This window comes from Paractinoplanes polyasparticus (assembly GCF_019710575.1).
GTDB classification, from domain to species: domain Bacteria; phylum Actinomycetota; class Actinomycetes; order Mycobacteriales; family Micromonosporaceae; genus Actinoplanes; species Actinoplanes polyasparticus.
Genome location: NZ_JAHWFK010000032.1, coordinates 189,774 through 203,870, shown reverse-complemented (window position 1 = coordinate 203,870; position 14,097 = coordinate 189,774). Strand labels below are relative to the sequence as shown.

The window sequence follows — 14,097 nt, the reverse complement described above, 5'->3', positions numbered from 1 at the left end:
GGAACAGCAGGAACAGCAGGAACAGCAGGAACAGCAGGAACAGCAGGAACAGCAGGAACAGCAGGAACAGCAGGAACAGCAGGAACGCTACCCCCATGACGGCGGTGCCGGCGGCGAACTTCACCGGGGTCGGGGGCTGGCGGTCATGCCGCGTCGCTTACTCGCAACCGTGGCGCCGAAAAGCGACCTGGACCATGCTGGAACCGTGGAAACTGAACTCTTCATCGGCGGTAAGTGGGTTCCCGCGTCGTCCGGGAACCGTTTCGACGTGCTCGACCCCGCGAGCGGCGAGGTGATCGCCTCGGTCGCGGACGGCGGTGAGAGCGACGCCGTCGCGGCGGTGGACGCGGCGGCGGAGGCCGGCCCGGCCTGGGCCGCCACCCCTCCCCGCGTACGGGGGGAAGCCCTGCGCCGGGCCTGGGAGCTGATGACCGAGCGGGCCGGCGAGCTGGCCGAGCTGATCAGCCTGGAGAACGGCAAGGCCCTGGTCGACGCCAAGGGCGAGGTGACGTACGCGGCCGAGTTCTTCCGCTGGTTCGCCGAGGAAGCTGTCCGCGGCGCCGGTGAGCTCGCGACCGCTCCCTCGGGCGCCAACCGCATCCTGGTCACGCGACAGCCGGTCGGCGTCTGTGTGCTGGTCACGCCGTGGAACTTCCCGGCCGCGATGGCCACCCGCAAGATCGGCCCGGCGCTGGCCGCCGGCTGCACGGTTGTGCTCAAGCCGGCCAGCGACACCCCGCTGACCGCCCTGGCCATGGCGGCGATCCTGGCCGAGGCCGGGGTGCCCTCGGGTGTCGTCAACGTGCTGCCGTCGCGCAGCTCGGGCAAGGTCGTCGGGCGGATGCTGAAGGACCCGCGGGTACGCAAGCTGTCGTTCACCGGCTCCACCGAGGTCGGCCGGCTGCTGCTCGCCCAGGCCGCCGAGGGCGTCGTGAACACGTCGATGGAGCTCGGCGGCAACGCGCCGTTCCTGGTCTTCGCGGACGCCGACCTGGACGCGGCCATCGAGGGCGCGATGATCGCCAAGATGCGCAACGGCGGCGAGGCCTGCACGGCGGCCAACCGGTTCTACGTCGAGGCGCCGGTCGCGGCCGACTTCTCGCAGCGGCTCGCCGCGCGCATGTCGCAGCTGCGGGTGGGTCCCGGCACCGAGGAATCGACGCAGGTCGGCCCGCTGGTCAACGAGGACACCGTGGCCAAGGTCGACTCGCTCGTCAAGGGCGCGCTCGAGGCGGGAGCCAAGGCCGAGACCGGTGGCAGCCGTCCCGACGGGGCCGGCTTCTACTACCCGCCGACGGTGCTGACCGGCGTCGCGCCCGACTCGGCCATCCTCCGGGAGGAGATCTTCGGCCCGGTCGCCCCGATCGTCACGTTCACCGGTGAGGACGAGGCCGTGCGGCTGGCCAACGACACCGAGTACGGGCTGGTGGCGTACGTCTACACCGGCGACCTGGCCCGCGGGCTGCGGGTCAGCGAGGCGATCGAGGCCGGCATGGTGGGCCTCAACCGGGGGCTGGTCAGCGACCCGGCCGCGCCGTTCGGCGGGGTGAAGCAGAGCGGCATCGGCCGGGAGGGCGGGCACGAGGGCCTGCTCGAATACCTGGAGTCGAAGTACATCGCCGTCAACTGGTGACGACCTTGTTCTCGCCCCGGGGTCCCTCGCTGCGCGAGCTGTGCGTGCAGGCGCTGTCGTCGGTCGAGCGCGGCTACGACCTGCTCGCCCCCAAGTTCGACCACACCCCGTTCCGTACGCCCGACAGCATCCTCGACGCCACGGCCGAGGCGCTGTCGGGCCTCGGCCCGTTCGACGCGGGACTGGACGTCTGCTGCGGCACCGGCGCCGGCATGTCAGTGCTCGCGTCCCGGTGTGAGCGGATCACCGGCGTCGACTTCAGCGCCGGCATGCTCGCGCAGGCCCGGGCGGCGCATCCGGGGGCCACCTTTGTGCGGGCCGACGCGCGGGCGCTCCCGTTCGCCGAGGGCTTCGACCTCGCCGTCTCCTTCGGCGCGCTGGGCCACTTCCTGCCGGCCGAGCGGCCCGCCCTCTTCGCGGGGGTGTGGCGCGCGCTGCGGCCGGGCGGGTTGTTCGCGCTGGCCGTCGGGGAGCCGCCGCCGGTGCTGTCGGTCTCGCACTGGGCCACGGTCGGCTTCGACCTGGCCATGCGGGTGCGGAACGCGGTGTGGCGCCCGCCGTTCGTCATGTACTACCGGGCCAGCCCGCTGCCCGCGGTCGTCGCCGACCTGACGGCGGCCGGCTTCACCGTGAGCACCGTTCCGGGACTCGTCCTGGCTCGCAGATCGGCCCACTCGGATCGCCCGTGATTGCTCTCCGGTTCGGGCCGATCGCCTCGTACCGTGGAGACGTGACGAGAGTTGATTTCTATTTCGATCCCGCCTGCCCGTTCGCCTGGATCAGTTCCCGCTGGATCCTCGAGGTCGAGAAGCAGCGCGACATCGATCTGCGCTTCCACGTGATGAGCCTGTACGTCCTGAACGAGGGCCGCGACCTGCCCGAGTGGTACCGCGACCTGGTCGACCGTTCCCTGGGCACGGTCCGGGTGGTCACCGCCGCCGCCCAGCAGCACGGCGACGGGGTGCTGCGCGACCTCTACACCGCCCTCGGCACCCGCATCCACAACCACGACAACAAGGACTTCGAGCAGGTCGTACGCGAGGCTCTGGCCGAGGTGGGCCTGCCGGCGAGCCTGGCCGAGGCGGCGGCGAGCACCGAGTACGACGAGGCGCTGCGCAAGAGCCACCACGAGGGCATGGACCCGGTCGGCGACGACGTCGGCACCCCGACCATCCACATCGACGGGGTCGCGTTCTTCGGCCCGGTGCTCAGCAGCATTCCGCGCGGCGACCAGGCAGCGAAGATCTTCGACGGCGCCGTCGCGCTGGCCGGCTACCCCGACTTCTTCGAGCTGAAGCGGACCCGCACCGGCGAGCTGAACTACAACTGACCTGCTCCGCCGGGTGGTGGGCGCCGTGGTGGCGACGATCGGACCCCTTCGCGCGGCCAGGTGAGGGATCCGGTCGTCCTTCCGTACAGATCCGGATCATCTGTTTCGCCGCCGGTCGGCGCGGGCCGGGCCGGCGGGTACCCTCGCCGACGAAGGTTGACCAGGCAAGATCGCCAGGTTGTGCACAGTCTGTGATGCCAGTGTGCTCACGGACGGGAAATGAACTATTTTTCTTCCCGGTGCCGTACCCCCTGTCGGGCGCGCCCGGTCTGCCTGATACTTGGTCGGCCCTTCGCCAGGGCCGGACAGGTCGAGTTTCATCGGAGAGGACGACCCACCAAATGCGCAAGAAACTGTTGGCTATCGCCGCCGTCGGCCTGATGGCGACGGCCACCATGACTGCGTGTGATGACTCCGGTGATTCGGGTGACACGGGTAGTGGCAGCGGCAACACCTCGTCGGGCAACGGCAAGGCCCGCGTCGGCGTGATCCTGCCCGACACCGAGAGCTCGGTCCGCTGGAAGAACGAGGACCCGAAGTACCTCAAGGCCGCGTTCGACGAGGCGAAGGTGCCGGTCGAGATCGTGAACGCCCAGGGCGACCGGGCCAAGTTCGTCCAGATCGGCGAGTCGATGATCAACAGTGGCGTCAAGGTGCTGATCATCGCCAACCTCGACTCGATCAGCGGCAAGGCGGTCCTCGAGAAGGCCCGGGCCAAGAAGATCCCGACGATCGACTACGACCGCCTCACCCTGAACGGCGGGGCCGACTACTACGTCAGCTTCGACAACAACAAGGTGGGCAGTCTCCAGGCGTACGGCCTGATCAAGTGCCTGGAGACCAAGGGCGTCCAGAACCCGGTCATCGCGCAGCTCAACGGTTCGCCGTCGGACAACAACGCCCACCTGTTCAAGGAGGGCTACGACGTGCCGCTGAACGAGAAGTACGACGCGGCCGAGTTCACCAAGGGCCCCGACCAGTGGGTGGAGGACTGGGACCCGGACAACGCCACCAAGATCTTCGAGCAGATGCTCTCGCAGGCGCCGAACATCCGCGGTGTGCTGGCGGCCAACGACGGCATCGGCGACGCCGTGATCAAGGTGCTGCGCAAGAAGAAGCTGAACGGCATCGTGCCGGTCACCGGGCAGGACGCGACCCTCGAGGGGCTGCAGAACCTGCTGACCGGTGAGCAGTGCATGACGGTCTACAAGGCCACCAAGCTCGAGGCGGTCAACGCGGCCAACCTCGCCGTCAAGCTCTTCAACAACGAGAAGCCGACGGTCTCGAACACCCTGAAGGACCCCGAGTCGGGCGCGTACGTGCCGTTCGTGAGCCTGCCGCCCGAGGCGATCACCCTCGAGAACATCAACAAGGTCGTCGCCGAGGACAAGTACATCCCGCAGGCCAGCCTGTGCAAGGGCAAGTACCTGGCGCTCTGCAAGCAGCACGAGGTCGGCACGTTCGTCAAGGCCGACGAGGACGAGGACAACTAGCCGGCGATCTGCTCCTGGCGCTCAGCGCCAGGAGCAGGTGACGTCCCGGTACGGCGGAGCGGCCACCGCGATCGCCTGGCCCCCGGTGAGGCTGCGCCGGATCGTCTCGCCGCGGTTCAGCGTCTTGCCCGCCCACGTCCAGCGGGTCTCGGTGGTCCGCGCGCCGACGATCGCGCCGGTGGCCGGATCCCGGTCGAAGACCGAGCCCGCCTCGACCAGCTCGGGGCGGCCGTCGTGGTTGACGTCCGAGCAGCCGAGGCCGGCCGTGCGGACCAGCGAGGACGCGGTGGCGAACTCCTTGTCGACCAGCACCAGGCCCGCTGCCTCGAGCGAGAGCAGCCGCAACGCCGTTCCGGTTCGGAGCACCACCTCCTCGCCCGTCTGACCGTCGAGGTCGAGCTCGCCCGCCGGAACCGGCTTCTCGTCCCGCCCGTACGGCAGCGCGAGGTCGAAGACCCGGCCGGCCGCGAGAACCGCCCGCGCCGTCCAGCTCCCGGCCCGCTGATAGACCAGCAGGGTGTCCGTCCGGCCGTCGCCGTCGAGGTCGGCCCGCGCCGAGCTGCGGCACCCGGCGTCGGCCGGGACGAACGCGCCGCCCAGGTCGGGCCGGCACTCGCCCGGTCCCATCGCGCCCACCCGCGTCGCCTCGTCCGACGGGAAGCCGCCGACCGGCAGGCCGTGGGTGAGTGACGTCCAGGTTCCGTCCAGGGCGATGCACAGCCGGTAGTCCCGGCCACCCGCGGCAGTCTGCCGCACGATGCCGACGTCCTCGGGCGGCAGGCCCAGATCGATCAGCCGGGCCGGATAGGTGAGCAGGTTGGGGTCGGCCAGGCCGTAGACGTAGCCGTCGCGGGCGGTCTCGTCGCACGGCCAGCGCAGCGGCGGCGTGGTGACCAGGGCGGCCACGGCTCCGGTGACCCGCCGGCCGGACAGCGTCGTGTTCGACCACACGAGGCCGGCCGGGGGCAACGCCTCCGGCAGGGCGTCCCGCAGCGCGGTCGCGTACAGCCTCTCCTGGGTCGCCACCACCGAGGCCGGAATGGCGCCCCCGGGCTCGTTGAGGGCCTTGCGGGGGATCACCGGGCTGCGCTCGGCGACGACGCGCCAGCCGGCGTCGTCGCCGTCGTCCCCGCGCCCGGCGACCACGGCGGGCAGGCCGCGGATCGCTGTCAGCACGGCCTGGTTCCTGCCGTCACGGTTCTGCCGGGCCAGCTTCTCGTCGGTGCCGGCCACCGCGCCGGGCAGGATCCGCTCGGTCGCCAGCGCCCCGGCCACGCACGCGAGCACCTGGTTCTCGCGGGTCAGGGCGGCCGCGGGCAGGGCGAGCACGCACCGTACGGCCTGCACCGTCACCGCGGCCGGGACGAACGCGCGGCTCATGACCTCGACGACGTACTCGGCGACGGTGACGTCGAGGCCGGTGCGGGTGACGAAGTCGATCGTGCGGTAGCTGCCCGGCAGCGACAGGTCGAGCGTGCCCTTGCCGGGCAGGAATGTGTGGTCGCGGTCGACCTCGGCCACCCCGCGCCAGACCGCGCCGGCCAGGCTCGGTCCGCCCGGCTGAGCGATCGTCATCGGCGGGTAGTCCCCGAGCTCGGCGAACTGGCCGGACGCGCGGTTGCTCGCCACCCGCAGCAGGGCCGGCCGGTCGGCAGCGCCCGCGGCCACGCACGTCTTCACGGCGCCGCCCTCGGCCCGGGCCGTCCAGCGGTCGGAGCGGGTGGTGCCGCACTCGGGGTCAGCGGCGTCGTACGCGCCGGCGCCCGCCGACAGGCCGGGCCCCGGGACCTTCGTCCGGCCGGCCGACAGGATCGAGAGGCGCCCGACGATCGTGGTGATCGTGCTGTTCGCCGGGTCGATCATGCCGCCCTGACCGCTCCACACCCCGTCCTCGCCGCGCGACACCACCGTGGTCAGCCCGTCGCCCACGGGTTCGCGCAGCGGGAGCCGGAGGGTGGCCGACGTCAGCAGGCGGGCGTCGCCGAGTTCGATGTCGACCGGCTCGGTGAGCCAGGTGAGCCCGTGCGGCGCCGCGATGCTGGGCCGGGGGACGACGCGGACCTGGGTGTCCTCGCTCAACGCGCCGGGAGCGAACCGCACGGAGACACCCTCGTCGGTGGTGACCGTGCCGCCGCGCGTCGCGCTGACCTGGACGGCCGTCACCGGCGAGCGGAGCGTCCACACAACGACGCCGCCGACCGCCAGCAGCACGGCCGCCACCACCGCGGCCAGGGCCACGCGCACGAATCTCCTCCTGGGTCCCGGGGGACCCACGGTAGGAAGAACGCTCAACTGCGGTGAACCTCCGGTCGGGCACGACCGTGCGCCTATTTGACGGCGAGCTCCCCCAGTTCGGACCAATCATCCTGATCAACGGTCTGACTCACGATCTTGGGAGTGGCTCGCAGGTACTGTGGCAGGTCCCGCTGGGCCTGCTGGAAGTGGGCCGACCCGACGTGGGCGGCGCCCGCGTCACCGTCCCGGAACGCCTCCACCAGCACGTACTCGGTCGGGTCGTCGAGGCTGCGGGACCAGTCGAACCACAGGCAGCCCTGCTCGCCCCGCGTCGCCGTGGTGAACGGGCCGGCGAGCTCGGGCCAGCGGTCCGCGAACTCGGGCCTGATCGGGAACTTGGCGGTAATGAAGATCATGTCGGGAGTCCCTTCGCGCGATCAGTCAACGGTCTTCCACCATCTCTATCAGGGCCGCAGGCTGGGGTGATGAACAAGGGCACCGGGGTTCTGCAGTCCGTCGAACGGGCCATGCGCGTGCTCGACCACATCGCCGCGGCGCCGGGCCCGGTGCGGGCCATCGGCTTCCATCAGGCCCCGCACGCCACTGCCTTCGGCAAACTGATGCTTGCCCGCCTGCCCGCCGACGACCGCGAGACCCTGCTCGAACACACCGGCACCCCGGCCGTCACCCCGGCCACCGTCACCGACCGGGGCCTGCTCGCCCGGCAGCTGAGGCAGGTGCGCGGCACCGGTCTGGCGGTCGAGGTCGACGAGTTCCAGGACGGCCTGAGCTGCATGGCCGCCCCGGTCACCGACGCCGCCGGGCGCTTCGTCGGCGCGGTCGCCGTCTCGATGCCGACCCGGCGGTTCCACGAGGACAGATGGTCGGTGGAGCGGGCCGTGCGGCTGGGCGCCGTGCGTGCCACACGGGCCATCGCCCTCACCACGGCCGCCCGCACCGGTTGCGCCAGGTAGCGCTTGCTCAGGGCACGAGGATGCCGCGTCCCTGTAGCCGGCCGGCTTCGAGGTCGTCCATCGCCTCGTTGACCGCGGCCAGCGGGTACTGCCGGGTGTGCAGCGTGGCCTTGCCCTGGGCGGCGAGCGTCATCAGCTCGTCGAGGTCGTTGTAGGAACCGACCAGGTTGCCGATGATGTTGCGCTCGGTCGAGATCAGATCGATCGTCGGGATGTTCACGGCGCCGCCGTAGCCGATCACGTAGTAGCTGCCGGCCCGCCGGGTCATCGTCAGGCCGAGCGCCTCGGCGCCCTGCTCACCGACGAAGTCGAGCACCACGTGGGCGCTGTCGGTCAGGTCGTCGCCGTTCGCCACGACCTCGTGGGCGCCCAGTTCGGTGGCGAGCTCGCGGGCCTTCGGGTTGGGGTCGATCACCACGACCCGGGCCGCGGTCATCGCGAGCAGGCACTGGATGCCGATGTGGCCGAGCCCGCCGGCTCCGATCACCACACAGGTCCGGCCCGGGTACAGCAGGGGCACGGCCTTCCGTACGGCGTGATAGGCGGTCAGCCCGGCGTCGGCGAGCGCGGCCACGGCCGCCGGTTCCAGGCCGTCCGCCAGTTTGACCACCGAGCGCGCGCTGGTCAGCAGGTAGTCGGCCATGCCGCCATCGGTGTCGATGCCCGGGAATCGGGAGTTCTCGCAGTGCACGTCGTCGCCGGAGCGGCACGCCCGGCACAGCCCGCAGGTCACCAGCGGGTGCAGGATGACCGCGTCGCCGGGCGACACGTTGGTGACCGCGCTGCCGACCTCGCGCACCCAGCCGGCGTTCTCGTGACCGATCGTGTACGGCAGTGGCACGCCGGACTTCCCGGCCCACTGCCCCTCGATGATGTGCAGGTCGGTGCGGCACAGTCCGGCCGCGCCGACCTGCACCAGCACGTCCAGCGGGCCGCTGATCCGCGGCTCCGGAACGTCGTCGATCGAGGGTCGCTTGCCATAGGAGTGAACACGGACAGCCTTCATCGGCCACGCCTCCTCAGTTCGGACGTGACGAGGATGCGCGGCCGGAGGCTCAGTGCGTAAGTTCGGGTTCAGATGATGACAACGGCGTTCCGGTCCGGTCGCCCGGCTCGTCGAGCTTGTGGCTGAGCCGGCTCGGCCACCACATCCAGCGGCCGACGTCGAGGTTGAGCGCGGTCACCAGCACCGAGCGGACGATCAGCGTGTCGAGCAGGACGCCGAACGCCACCGTGAACCCGATCTGGACGAAGGCGACCAGCGGCAGGCTGGCCAGCGCGGCGAACGTGCCGGCGAGCACGATGCCGGCCGACGTGATGACGCCGCCGGTCGCGGCCAGGCCGATCACGGCGCCGCGCCGGGTGCCGTGGGCCGCTGCCTCCTCCCGTACCCGGGTCATCAGGAAGATGTTGTAGTCGATGCCCAGGGCGACCAGGAACACGAAGACGAACAGCGGGAACGACGTGTCCTCGGCCGGGAAGTCGAGCAGGTGCCGGAAGACGAGCACGCTGACGCCCAGCGCCGCCGCGAAGGAGAGCACGACCGTGCCGATGAGGATCAGAGGCGCCACCACCGCCCGCAGCAACAGGCCGAGGATCACCAGCACGACCAGCAGGACGAGCGGAATGATGAGCCGGTTGTCGTGGTCGTTGGCCGTGTTGATGTCGAGCAGGATCGCCGAGCCGCCGCCGACCTTCGCGTCCGCGCCCGGGATGGCGTGCAGAGCGTCCCGGGCCCGCTCGACCGTCTGCTGCGCCGCCTTGCTGTCGGGCGCACTGGCCAGGGTGCCGTCGATGAGCGCCAGATTCCCGCGTACGACCGGTTCGGCGACCTCGCTGATGCCGGGCACCGCGGCCAGGCCCCGGCTGACCTCGGCCGCGCTCGCCGCGTTGGCGATCACCGTCACGGGCTGACCGCCGCCGGCCGGGAAGTGCCGGGCCAGGGCCTCTTCGGCGACCGTCGAGGGCTGCTCGGTGGTGAACTGGTCGGCCTGGCTGAGTCCGGTCGCGTTGAGTTGCAACAGCCCCAGCGCCATCGCGCCGAGCACGAGCGACGTGGTGATCCACACCCGCCGCGGACGGCGGGCGATGCGGCCGCCGAGCCGGGCCCACACGCCGGTGGCGGTGGGCTCGGGCGTGCCGAATCGGGGACGCACCGGCCAGAACAGCCAGCGGCCGAAGATGACCAGCAACGCCGGCAGCAGGGTGACCATCGCGGCCAGCCCGACCACGATGCCGAGCGCGGCGACCGGGCCCAGGCCGGCGGTCGAGTTGAGCTCGGCCAGGGTCAGGCAGGTCATGCCGATCGCCACGGTGGCCGCGCTCGCGATGATGGCCGGACCCGCGCGGTGCAGGGCGAACTGCATAGCCTCGTGTCTGTCCTCGTGGCGGCGCAGTTCCTCGCGATAGCGCGCGACCAGCAGCAGGGCATAGTCGGTGCCGGCGCCGAAGACGAGCACGGTGAGGATGCCCGCGCTCTGGGCGTTGACCGTCAGCCCGGCGTGCTTGGCCAGCAGATAGATCAGCGCCTGGGAGCCGGCCAGGGCCACGCCCGCGGTCAGGATCGGCAGCAGCCACAGCACCGGGCTGCGATACGTGATGAGCAGGATGATCGCGACGACGACGAGCGTCGTGTAGAGCAGGGTGCCGTCGATGCCGGCGAAGGCGCCGGCCGAGTCGGCCGCGACGGCGACCGGGCCGGCCAGGTAGACGTCGAGGCCGGCGGGCGCGCCCTCCTCGGCGGTGTTCTTGACACCCTCGGCGATGTCGGGCAGGGCCTCCCAGCCGTCGCTGTCGATCCGGATGGGGACGATGATCTCCAGGGCCGCCTTGTCGGGCGACTCGATCGGACCGGCGATCTGCCCGCTGACCCCCTCGGTGCCGGCCAGGGCCCGCGCGTCGTCGGCGGCCGCGGCACGGTCGGCGTCGGTGAGGCCGCCCGCACGCTCGTAGACGACGATGGCCGGCGCGATGTCGTCCGGCTGGAACTGCCGTTGCAGCTCGGCCACCTGGGTCGACTCGGCGCCGCCGGGCAGCCAGGCCGAGTTGTCGTTCTCCTGCACCTCGCCCAGCTTGCCGGCCAGCGGCCCGGCCAGGCCCAGCACGACGATCCACAACGCGAGCACGACCCACTTCGACCAGCGGCCGCAGACCAGCCTCGCCACCCCACCCGTAGCCATGCGTTCCCCCCGAAACGTGGTGTCAGACTGGCGGAGCGTAAGCCCGGACGCGAGGTCAGCTGAATCCTACTCAGGGTGATTTCAGGGTGACCCCTGACACGTTCCGTCCACAATGGCCGAGGATGGCAGGGAACGTCCCTTGGCCGCTCCGGTCGCGGCGGCCAAGGTCATTTCGGCATAATCCACTGGTGACCAATTGGGAATACGCGCGGCTCGAGTACCGCGCCGCCGGCACGCTCGGCGCCGACCGGTTCATGGACTGGACGGCCACCTTCCACCACCCCGGCGGCACCCTGCGCTGGGGCACCGACGAGCGCTTCGACGATCTGCGCCACCTCAACCGGGCCGGCGCGGCGGGCTGGCAGGCGTTCGACCGCGCCGCCATGCACGTCCACAACGAGCCCCACCGGCTGAGCAGCGTCACTTATTCGATGCGGCGGCCGGTGCCGTAAAGCTATCGTTCCTGCGTGAGCAGGGAGACCGGACGCAAGATGATCGCCTCGAACAAGAAGGCGCGGCACGACTACGCGATCCTCCGCACGTACGAGGCGGGTCTCGTGCTGGCCGGCACCGAGGTGAAGTCGCTGCGCGAGGGCCGCGCGTCGCTCGTCGACGCGTTCGCCGGCGAGCACGAGGGCGAGATCATGCTCTACGGGCTGCACATCGCGGAGTACGGCTACGGCAGCTGGACCAACCACGCGCCGCGCCGCACCCGCAAGCTCCTGCTGCACAAGTCCGAGATCCTGAAGATCCTGGCCCAGCTGCGCGACGGCAACGGGCTCACCCTGGTGCCGCTCTCGATGTACTTCAACGAGGGCTGGGCCAAGGTCGAGCTCGGGCTGGCGCGCGGTCTCAAGTCGTACGACAAGAGGCAGGTGCTGGCCGAGCGCGACGCCCGGAACGAGATCGCGCGCGAGATGGGCCGCCGGTTGAAGGGCCGGCCGGCTCGGTAGAGTGATCATGGTGGAATTCGGACTCGACACCTTCGGCGACGTCACCGTCGACGAACACGGCCAGAAGCTTCCGTACGCGCAGGTGATCCGCAACGTCGTCGAGCAGGCCGTGCTGGCCGAGCGGGTCGGCGTCGACGGGTTCGGCCTCGGCGAGCACCACCGCGACGACTTCGCGGTCTCCGCACCCGAGATCGTGCTCGCCGCCATCGCCGCCCGCACCGAGCGCATCCGGCTGGGCACCGCGGTCACCGTGCTCAGCTCCGACGACCCCGTGCGCGTCTTCGAGCGTTTCGCCACGCTCGACGCCGTCTCGCACGGCCGCGCCGAGATCATCCTGGGCCGGGGCTCGTTCACCGAGTCGTTCCCGCTGTTCGGCTTCGACCTGCACGACTACGAGCGGCTGTTCGAGGAGAAGGCCGACCTCATGGTCAAGCTGCTCGACGAGGGCCCGGTGAGCTGGGAAGGAACGGTCCGCCCGCCGCTGAACGGCCAACAGGTCTACCCGAAGACCGAGTCCGGGCGCATCCGCACCTGGATCGGCGTCGGCGGCAGCCCCGAGTCGGTGGTCCGGGCCGCGCGCCACGGCCTGCCGCTGGTCCTCGCGATCATCGGCGGCGAGCCGGTGCGCTTCGCCCCGTACGTGGAGCTCTACCAACGCGCCCTCGAGGAGTTCGAGCAGCCGTCGCAGCCGGTGGCCGCGCATTGCCCCGGATTCGTCGCCGAGACCGACGAGGAAGCGGTCGAGACGCTCTGGCCGCACGCCCGCACGATGCTCAACCGTATCGGCCGCGAACGGGGTTGGCCGCCGCTGAGCCGCGACCGCTTCGAGAACGACATCCGCGACGGCGCGTGGCATGTCGGCTCGCCCGAGACGGTGGCCCAGAAGGTCGCGCACACCATCAAGCACCTCGGCATCCAGCGCTTCGACCTGAAGTACAGCGCCGGCACCCTGCCGCACGACAAGATGCTGACCGCGATCGAGCTGTACGGCACGAAGGTCATTCCCCGCGTGAAGGAGCTCCTCGCCGAGGCATGATCGCGGCCCGCCGGTATCTTGGCGGCATGGCGTACGTCGATGTGCTGATCATTGCGGCGCTGAGGGAAGAGTTCGAAGCCGCACGGGCTGCGGCCGGTTCCGCATGGACTCCGCACGAGGCGGACGGCGGTGATCCGTACATTCGTGGCGATCACCGCTGCGCCGACGGACGGGTCCTGTCGGTTGCGCTGGCCCGGCCCGTCCGCATGGGCGGCCGCAGCGCCGGGCCGCTCGCGACCAGCCTGACCCGTGAACTGCGGCCGGGCTGTCTGGCGATGCCCGGGGTGTGCGCCGGCAACCCGTCCGTGGTGGCGCTGGGCGACGTGGTCGTCGCCGAAGTGGCGTACGAGCACGACGAGGGCAAGCAGACGCCGGCGGGCTTCACGCCCGATCACCGGCAGTACCGGCTGGACGCCGACTGGTTCCGGGCGGCGCAGGAATTCGACCCGGCCGGGCTGCCGAGCCACGGCGTGGCCACCGAGCAGGAGTCCCGGCTCTGGTTCCTCGAGCGGCTGATGGCCGGGCAGAATCCGAGGGAGCACCCGGCGCGCGGCCGCTACTTCCCGCCCGGCGCCTGGCCGGCCCGCCTGTCGGCGATGGAGTCGGAGGGACTGGTCGGATGGGCCCAGGACAGCCTGGCCCTCACGGAGCAGGGCCGGTCGGTCATCACCCGGGCGCTCTACGACGACGTGGACGGGCCCGGCACACTGCCGTACGCGGTGGTGGCCGGGCCGGTCGCCAGCGGCAGCGCCGTCATCGGTGACGGCGCGACCTGGTCCAGGCTGAAGGCGTCAGGTGTACGCACGGTGGCCGGCCTCGACATGGAGGCGGCCACCATCGCCACCGTGGCCGAGGCCCAGAAGGTGCCGCAGTGGCTGGTCGTCAAGGGCGTCGTGGACCACGCCGACGCCGACAAGGACGACCGCTACCGGCGGTTCGCCGCCCGGGCGTCCGCGGAGGTGCTGTTCGCCCTGCTCGATCGGCTCGCCGCCCGCGCCGAGCCGCGCCACGCTCCACCGGCGGGCGGGCACGTCGTCCATGCCCGCGACGTGCGCGGCCTGATGATCGGCGACGGCAACGTGCAACACAACACCTTCACCTGACGCTGCCTTCGCCTGGGCGCTGCCTTCGCCTGGGTGCTGCCTTCACGTGGGCGCCGCTTTCGCCTGGGCGCCGCTTTCGCCCGGGCGTCGGCTTCTTGCGGCGATTCGCACAAACCGGCGGGTCGGCGGGTCCGCCATCGGACTGCCGCACGGCGGTTCGG

General features: G+C 71.2%; 13 protein-coding genes. 9 read left to right on the top strand and 4 right to left on the bottom strand.

From position 1 onward, the window contains the following. Nucleotides 1-205: 205 nt before the first annotated feature. The 4 genes from KXC43_RS29770 to KXC43_RS29755 all read left to right on the top strand — a co-directional run bounded on the left by KXC43_RS29770 (nt 206) and on the right by KXC43_RS29755 (nt 4,456). A complete protein-coding gene (locus KXC43_RS29770; protein WP_308129309.1) occupies nt 206-1,633 on the top strand; it encodes an NAD-dependent succinate-semialdehyde dehydrogenase in 1,428 nt (475 codons plus the stop codon). Further along, a complete protein-coding gene (locus tag KXC43_RS29765; RefSeq protein WP_308129308.1) occupies nt 1,630-2,322 on the top strand; it encodes a class I SAM-dependent methyltransferase in 693 nt (230 codons plus the stop codon). Before KXC43_RS29770 ends, KXC43_RS29765 begins: the two co-directional genes overlap by 4 nt. 41 nt (nt 2,323-2,363) lie before the next feature. After that, the gene (locus KXC43_RS29760) at nt 2,364-2,963 is read left to right on the top strand and encodes a mycothiol-dependent nitroreductase Rv2466c family protein (protein ID WP_221379485.1); all 600 of its coding nucleotides are present in this window, start codon (nt 2,364-2,366) and stop codon (nt 2,961-2,963) included. A 341-nt stretch (nt 2,964-3,304) separates the two neighbouring features. Then, nucleotides 3,305-4,456, top strand: a complete 1,152-nt coding sequence (locus KXC43_RS29755) for a sugar ABC transporter substrate-binding protein (RefSeq protein ID WP_221379484.1) — start codon at nt 3,305-3,307, stop codon at nt 4,454-4,456. Between the two features lie 21 nt (nt 4,457-4,477). Here the strand turns inward: KXC43_RS29755 and KXC43_RS29750 are convergent, their stop codons facing one another. Both KXC43_RS29750 and KXC43_RS29745 read right to left on the bottom strand, forming a co-directional pair. Then, nucleotides 4,478-6,700, bottom strand: a complete 2,223-nt coding sequence (locus tag KXC43_RS29750) for a hypothetical protein (protein WP_221379483.1) — start codon at nt 6,698-6,700, stop codon at nt 4,478-4,480. Nucleotides 6,701-6,783: 83 nt separating this feature from the next. Further along, nucleotides 6,784-7,107 carry a putative quinol monooxygenase gene (locus tag KXC43_RS29745; RefSeq protein WP_221379482.1) on the bottom strand — a complete coding sequence of 108 codons (324 nt, stop codon included), beginning with the start codon at nt 7,105-7,107 and terminating at the stop codon, nt 6,784-6,786. Between the two features lie 69 nt (nt 7,108-7,176). On the opposite strand from KXC43_RS29745, the gene KXC43_RS29740 reads away from it, so the two are divergent. Beyond that, nucleotides 7,177-7,665, top strand: a complete 489-nt coding sequence (locus KXC43_RS29740) for an IclR family transcriptional regulator domain-containing protein (RefSeq protein ID WP_221379481.1) — start codon at nt 7,177-7,179, stop codon at nt 7,663-7,665. Nucleotides 7,666-7,672: 7 nt separating this feature from the next. On the opposite strand, the gene KXC43_RS29735 is transcribed toward KXC43_RS29740, so the two are convergent. Together KXC43_RS29735 and KXC43_RS29730 are read right to left on the bottom strand one after the other, a co-directional pair. Continuing rightward, nucleotides 7,673-8,671, bottom strand: coding sequence for an NAD(P)-dependent alcohol dehydrogenase (locus KXC43_RS29735; RefSeq protein WP_221379480.1), 999 nt, complete (start codon nt 8,669-8,671; stop codon nt 7,673-7,675). Between the two features lie 49 nt (nt 8,672-8,720). Continuing rightward, nucleotides 8,721-10,844, bottom strand: coding sequence for an MMPL family transporter (locus tag KXC43_RS29730; protein ID WP_221379479.1), 2,124 nt, complete (start codon nt 10,842-10,844; stop codon nt 8,721-8,723). Nucleotides 10,845-11,032: 188 nt separating this feature from the next. On the opposite strand from KXC43_RS29730, the gene KXC43_RS29725 reads away from it, so the two are divergent. The 4 genes from KXC43_RS29725 to KXC43_RS29710 are packed head-to-tail and all read left to right on the top strand — an operon-like array spanning nt 11,033 to nt 13,936. Next, the gene (locus KXC43_RS29725) at nt 11,033-11,296 is read left to right on the top strand and encodes a hypothetical protein (RefSeq protein ID WP_221379478.1); all 264 of its coding nucleotides are present in this window, start codon (nt 11,033-11,035) and stop codon (nt 11,294-11,296) included. 15 nt (nt 11,297-11,311) lie between these two features. After that, nucleotides 11,312-11,797, top strand: coding sequence for an SsrA-binding protein SmpB (smpB, locus tag KXC43_RS29720; protein ID WP_221379477.1), 486 nt, complete (start codon nt 11,312-11,314; stop codon nt 11,795-11,797). A gap of 7 nt (nt 11,798-11,804) precedes the next feature. Then, nucleotides 11,805-12,833, top strand: a complete 1,029-nt coding sequence (locus KXC43_RS29715) for an LLM class flavin-dependent oxidoreductase (RefSeq protein WP_255645023.1) — start codon at nt 11,805-11,807, stop codon at nt 12,831-12,833. A gap of 26 nt (nt 12,834-12,859) precedes the next feature. Further along, a complete protein-coding gene (locus KXC43_RS29710) occupies nt 12,860-13,936 on the top strand; it encodes a 5'-methylthioadenosine/S-adenosylhomocysteine nucleosidase family protein (RefSeq protein ID WP_221379475.1) in 1,077 nt (358 codons plus the stop codon). Nucleotides 13,937-14,097: the final 161 nt, after the last annotated feature.

What these genes read in the sequence shown, in the direction of transcription:
- KXC43_RS29755 (WP_221379484.1), top strand. Translation starts at nt 3,305, where the DNA reads ATGCGCAAGAAACTGTTGGCTATCGCCGCCGTCGGCCTGATGGCGACG.
- KXC43_RS29745 (WP_221379482.1), bottom strand. Translation starts at nt 7,107, where the DNA reads ATGATCTTCATTACCGCCAAGTTCCCGATCAGGCCCGAGTTCGCGGAC.
- KXC43_RS29740 (WP_221379481.1), top strand. Translation starts at nt 7,177, where the DNA reads ATGAACAAGGGCACCGGGGTTCTGCAGTCCGTCGAACGGGCCATGCGC.
- KXC43_RS29735 (WP_221379480.1), bottom strand. Translation starts at nt 8,671, where the DNA reads ATGAAGGCTGTCCGTGTTCACTCCTATGGCAAGCGACCCTCGATCGAC.
- KXC43_RS29730 (WP_221379479.1), bottom strand. Translation starts at nt 10,844, where the DNA reads ATGGCTACGGGTGGGGTGGCGAGGCTGGTCTGCGGCCGCTGGTCGAAG.
- KXC43_RS29715 (WP_255645023.1), top strand. Translation starts at nt 11,805, where the DNA reads ATGGTGGAATTCGGACTCGACACCTTCGGCGACGTCACCGTCGACGAA.
- KXC43_RS29710 (WP_221379475.1), top strand. Translation starts at nt 12,860, where the DNA reads ATGGCGTACGTCGATGTGCTGATCATTGCGGCGCTGAGGGAAGAGTTC.